Raw genomic sequence first — 5,424 nt, forward strand, 5'->3', positions numbered from 1 at the left:
TCCGGGGGGACCCCCAGGCGAGGCTGATCTTTCAGCCCCTCCGGCGTTTGAGGAGCGGGGTCTGGGGCGGAGCCCCAGTTTCGGGAAGGGGCGGGTAGGGGAAAGCCCCGCAGGGCCCGTCACCCGCGCCCCCCTGGGGGCGGTGGCCGGGGCCCGCAGCGGCGACAAGGGCGGCGACGCCAACGTCGGGGTGTGGGTCAAGTCCGACGCCACATGGGACTGGCTCGACCGCACGCTCACCGTCGAGCTGTTCCAGGAGCTGCTCCCCGAAGCCCGGGACCTGCCGGTCACCCGTCATGCGCTGCCGCACCTACGGGCCCTGAACTTCACCCTCCCCGGCATCCTCGGCGACGGCGTCGCCTCCGGACACCGCTTCGACCCCCAGGCCAAGGCCCTCGGCGAATGGCTCCGCGCCCGCCACCTCGACATACCGACCCACCTCCTGCCGCCCGCCCCGGAGGGGAACCGCCCATGACCCGCCTCGCCACCACCGTCGACCCGCACGCCCCCGAGCACGCGCAGGCCCGTACCGCCGCCCTCGAACGACTCGTCGCCCTCGACGCCGAGCACGCCAAGGCCCTCGCCGGCGGCGGCGAGAAGTACACCGCCCGCCACAAGGACCGCGGCAAGCTCCTCGCCCGCGAGCGCATCGAGCTGCTCCTCGACCCGGACACCCCCTTCCTGGAGCTGTCCCCGCTCGCCGCCTGGGGCAGCGACTACCCGGTCGGCGCCTCCATGGTCACCGGCATCGGCACCGTCGAGGGCGTCGAGTGCCTGGTCACCGCCAACGACCCCACCGTCCGCGGCGGAGCCAGCAACCCCTGGACCCTGAAGAAGGCGCTGCGGGCCAATGAGATCGCCCGGCAGAACCGGCTCCCCTGCATCAGCCTCGTGGAGTCCGGCGGCGCCGACCTGCCCTCCCAGAAGGAGATCTTCATCCCGGGCGGCGCGATCTTCCGCGACATCACCCGCCTGTCGGCCGACGGGATCCCGACCGTCGCCGTCGTCTTCGGCAACTCCACCGCCGGAGGCGCGTACATCCCCGGCATGTCGGACCACACCATCATGATCAAAGACCGTTCCAAGGTGTTCCTCGGCGGTCCGCCCCTGGTCAAGATGGCCACCGGCGAGGAGAGCGACGACGAGTCCCTCGGCGGAGCCGACATGCACGCCCGCACCTCCGGACTCGCCGACTACTACGCCCTCGACGAGCACGACGCGATCCGCCAGGCCCGCCGGGTTATCGCCCGCCTCAACCACCGCAAGCCGTACGCGGATCCGCCGAAGGCCGAAGAGCCGCTGTACGACCCCGAGGAGCTCCTCGGCATCGTCCCGCCGGACCTGAAGACCCCCTTCGACCCCCGCGAGGTCATCGCCCGCATCGTCGACGCCTCCGACTTCGACGAGTTCAAGCCCCTCTACGGCACCAGCCTCGTCACCGGCTGGGCCACCCTCCACGGCTACCCGGTCGGCATCCTCGCCAACGCCCAGGGGGTGCTGTTCAGCGCCGAGTCGCAGAAGGCCGCCCAGTTCATCCAGCTCGCCAACCAGCGCGACATCCCGCTCCTCTTCCTCCACAACACCACCGGCTACATGGTCGGCAAGGAGTACGAGCAGGGCGGCATCATCAAGCACGGCTCGATGATGATCAACGCGGTCTCCAACTCCCGCGTCCCCCACCTCTCCGTCCTGATCGGCGCCTCCTACGGCGCCGGCCACTACGGCATGTGCGGCCGCGCCTACGAGCCCCGCTTCCTCTTCGCCTGGCCCAGCGCCAAGTCCGCGGTCATGGGCCCGGCCCAGCTCGCCGGGGTGCTCTCCATCGTGTCCCGGCAGTCTGCCGCGGCCAAGGGGCAGCCCTACGACGAAGAGGCCGACGCCGGGATGCGCGCCTTCGTCGAGGCGCAGATCGAGTCCGAGTCCCTGCCGATGTTCCTGTCCGGGCGGCTGTACGACGACGGGGTCATCGACCCGCGCGACACCCGTACCGTCCTCGGCCTGTGCCTGTCGGCCGTCCACAACGCCCCCGTCGAGGGCGCCCGTGGCGGCTTCGGCGTCTTCCGGATGTGAGCCCGCAGATGACCCTGAACTCCCTCCTGGTGGCCAACCGCGGCGAGATCGCCGTCCGCGTCTTCCGGACCGCCCGCGCCCTGGGCCTCGACACGGTCGCCGTCCACTCCGACCCCGACGCCGACGCCCTGCACGTCCGCGACGCCGACGCGGCCGTCCGGCTGCCCGGCGCCGCACCCGCCGACACCTACCTGCGCGGCGACCTGATCATCAAGGCCGCCCTCGCCGCCGGGGCCGACACCGTCCACCCCGGCTACGGCTTCCTCTCCGAGAACGCCGACTTCGCCCGCGAGGTCCGGGCCGCAGGCCTCACGTGGATCGGCCCGCCGCCCGAGGCCATCGAGGCCATGGCCTCCAAAACCCGGGCCAAGGAACTGATGCGCGCCGCCGGGGTCCCGCTCCTCGAACCCGTCGACCCGGCCACCGCCACCTCCGCCGACCTGCCCCTCCTCCTCAAGGCAGCCGCCGGGGGAGGCGGGCGCGGCATGCGCGTGGTCCGTGAGCTCGACGGCCTCAAGGAAGCCCTCGACGCGGCCTCCGCCGAGGCCCGCTCCGCCTTCGGCGACGGCGAGGTCTTCGCCGAGCCCTACGTGGAGCGCGCCCGCCACGTCGAGGTCCAGATCCTCGCCGACGCCCACGGCACCGTATGGGCGCTCGGCACCCGCGACTGCTCCCTCCAGCGGCGCCACCAGAAGGTCATCGAGGAAGCCCCCGCGCCCGGCCTGCCCGAGGCCCTGCGCACCACCCTCCACGAGGCCGCCGTCGCCGCCGCCCGCGCTGTCTCGTACGAGGGCGCGGGCACGGTCGAGTTCCTCGTCACCGACGAGGGCCGCCCGTACTTCCTGGAGATGAACACCCGCCTCCAGGTGGAACACCCCGTCACCGAAGCGGTCTTCGGCCTCGACCTCGTCGCCCTCCAGCTGCGCATCGCCGCGGGCGCGGCCCTGCCCCTCACGCCCCCGCAGCCCACCGGCCACGCCGTCGAAGCCCGTCTCTACGCCGAGGACCCCGCCCAGGACTGGCGCCCCCAGACCGGCGTCCTGCACACCCTGGCCGTCCCCGGCGAGGTCCGCGTGGACACCGGCTTCACCGACGGGGACACCGTCGGGATCCACTACGACCCCATGCTCGCCAAGGTCGTCGCCCACGCCCCCACGCGCGCCGAGGCCGTCCGCGTCCTCGCCCACGCCCTGGCCGGAGCCCGGATCCACGGCCTGACCACCAACCGCGAGCTGCTCGTACGCTCCCTGCGGCACCCGGAGTTCACCGCCGGCCGGCTCGACACCGGCTTCTACGAACGCCACCTCACCACCCTGACCGCCGACACCCCGGACGCCACCCTGTCCGCCCTCGCGGCCGCCCTCGCCGACGCGGCCCCGGCCCCGGACGCCCCCCTCGCAGCCCGCCTGGGCGGCTGGCGCAACGTCCGCTCCCAGCCGCAGACCCGCCGCTACACCGCGGCCGGCACCGAGTACGAGGTCCAGTACCACCCCGTGAACCACCCCGGCCTACGGGTCCTGGCCGTCGAACCCACCCTCGTCACGCTCGAAGTCGAGGGAATCCGGCGCCTGTTCCACGTGAAACAAAATTCGAACAAGCCCGAGGTCTACGTCGATTCACCGCTCGGCGCGCACACCCTCACCCCCGTCCCCCGGTTCGCGGACCCCCAGGACCGCACCGAACCGGGCTCCCTGCTCGCCCCCATGCCCGGCACCGTCGTCCGCGTCGCCGAGGGCCTCGCCCCCGGCAGCTCCGTCACCGCCGGGCAGCCCCTGCTCTGGCTGGAGGCCATGAAGATGGAACACCGCATCCTCGCGCCCGCCTCCGGCACGCTCACCGCGCTCCACGCCGCCACCGGCCAACAGGTCGAGTTCGGCGCCCTGCTCGCCGTAGTCCAGGAGGAACCGCAAGCATGAGCTCCGTCATCGAATCCAGCGAACACAAGGCCCTGCGCACGGCGGTCGCCGCCCTCGGCCAGAAGTACGGCCGCGAGTACCTGACCCGCGTCGCCCGCGAGGGCGGCCACCCCGACGAGCTGTGGGCGGATGCCGCCAAGCTCGGCTACCTCGGGGTCAACCTGCCCGAGGAGTACGGCGGCGGAGGCGGCGGCATCACCGAACTCTCCATCGTCCTGGAGGAACTCGGCGCCGCCGGCAGCCCCCTCCTCATGATGGTCGTCTCGCCCGCCATCTGCGGAACGGTCATCTCCCGCTTCGGCACCGAGGCCCAGAAGCGGGCCTGGCTCCCCGGCCTCGCCGACGGCAGCCGCACCATGGCCTTCGGCATCACCGAACCCGACGCCGGATCCAACTCCCACCGCATCACCACCACCGCCCGCCGCGACGGCGACGACTGGATCCTCACCGGCCGCAAGGTCTTCATCTCCGGTGTCGACATCGCCGACGCCACCCTCATCGTCGGCCGCACCGAAGACGCCCGGTCCGGGCGCCTCAAGCCGTGCCTGTTCATCGTCCCCCGGGACACCCCGGGCTTCTCCCGCACGGTCATCGACATGGAACTCCAGGCGGCGGAGAAGCAGTTCGAACTGGTCCTGGACGAAGTGCGGCTCCCCTCCTCCGCCCTGGTCGGGGACGAGGACGCGGGCCTCCTCCAGCTCTTCGCGGGCCTCAACCCCGAGCGCATCATGACGGCGGCCTTCGCCATAGGCATGGGCCGCTACGCCCTCGCCAAAGCCGTGGACTACGCGAAGACCCGGCAGGTGTGGAAGGACCCGATCGGCGCCCACCAGGCGATCGCGCACCCGCTCGCGGCGGCGCACGTGGAGCTGGAGCTGGCGGGGCTGATGATGCGGAAGGCTGCGCTGCTGTACGACTCGGGGGACGACATGGGGGCGGGCGAGGCGGCGAACATGGCCAAGTACGCGGCGGGGGAGGCGTGCGTCCGTGCGGTGGACCAGTCGGTCCACACCCTCGGCGGCAACGGCCTCACCCGCGAATACGGCCTGGCCTCCCTGATCACCGCCTCCCGCGTGGCCCGCATCGCCCCGGTGAGCCGCGAGATGATCCTCAACTTCATCTCCCACCAGACCCTGGGCCTCCCCAAGTCCTACTAGCCGCCGCCGTTGCCGTTGGTCTGGCGGCTTAGCCGCGTGGGGCTCCGCCCCAGACCCCGCGCCTCAATCGCCGGCGAGGCTGGATTTTGCCCGGCGCCGCCGCCCAGGTGCGGCTCAAGGATTCGGGGCTCCGCCCCGTACCCCGCTCCTCAAACGCCGGAGGGGCTGGATTTTGCCCGGCCGGGACTGAATGTGCCCGGCGGCGCTGGAACGTGCACGGCAATGGGCGGGTGGGATCGGCCCGAGGGAGGGGTTGGCCGGGGTCGGGGACGGGGTGGGGT

General features: G+C 72.5%; 3 protein-coding genes and 1 pseudogene. All 4 read left to right on the forward strand.

The genetic code is table 11. The features are described 5' to 3' along the window. Positions 1 to 475 (forward strand): annotated as a pseudogene (locus ACFWBN_RS39550) (hypothetical protein); the annotation flags it as partial. Further along, positions 472 to 2,070 carry an acyl-CoA carboxylase subunit beta gene (locus ACFWBN_RS39555; RefSeq protein WP_385186649.1) on the forward strand — a complete coding sequence of 533 codons (1,599 nt, stop codon included), beginning with the start codon at positions 472 to 474 and terminating at the stop codon, positions 2,068 to 2,070. The pseudogene ACFWBN_RS39550 and the gene ACFWBN_RS39555, both read left to right, overlap by 4 nt. A gap of 8 nt (positions 2,071 to 2,078) precedes the next feature. Then, complete coding sequence (locus tag ACFWBN_RS39560; RefSeq protein ID WP_385186652.1) at positions 2,079 to 3,986, forward strand: biotin carboxylase N-terminal domain-containing protein; 1,908 nt, start codon at positions 2,079 to 2,081, stop codon at positions 3,984 to 3,986. Next, entirely contained in the window at positions 3,983 to 5,143 is a 1,161-nt protein-coding gene (locus ACFWBN_RS39565) for an acyl-CoA dehydrogenase family protein (RefSeq protein WP_385186655.1), read from the forward strand. Before ACFWBN_RS39560 ends, ACFWBN_RS39565 begins: the two co-directional genes overlap by 4 nt. Positions 5,144 to 5,424: the final 281 nt, after the last annotated feature.

The organism is Streptomyces sp. NPDC059989, from assembly GCF_042736975.1.
Classification (GTDB): Bacteria; Actinomycetota; Actinomycetes; order Streptomycetales; family Streptomycetaceae; genus Streptomyces.

What these genes read in the sequence shown, in the direction of transcription:
- ACFWBN_RS39565 (WP_385186655.1), top strand. Translation starts at nt 3,983, where the DNA reads ATGAGCTCCGTCATCGAATCCAGCGAACACAAGGCCCTGCGCACGGCG.
- ACFWBN_RS39560 (WP_385186652.1), top strand. Translation starts at nt 2,079, where the DNA reads ATGACCCTGAACTCCCTCCTGGTGGCCAACCGCGGCGAGATCGCCGTC.
- ACFWBN_RS39555 (WP_385186649.1), top strand. Translation starts at nt 472, where the DNA reads ATGACCCGCCTCGCCACCACCGTCGACCCGCACGCCCCCGAGCACGCG.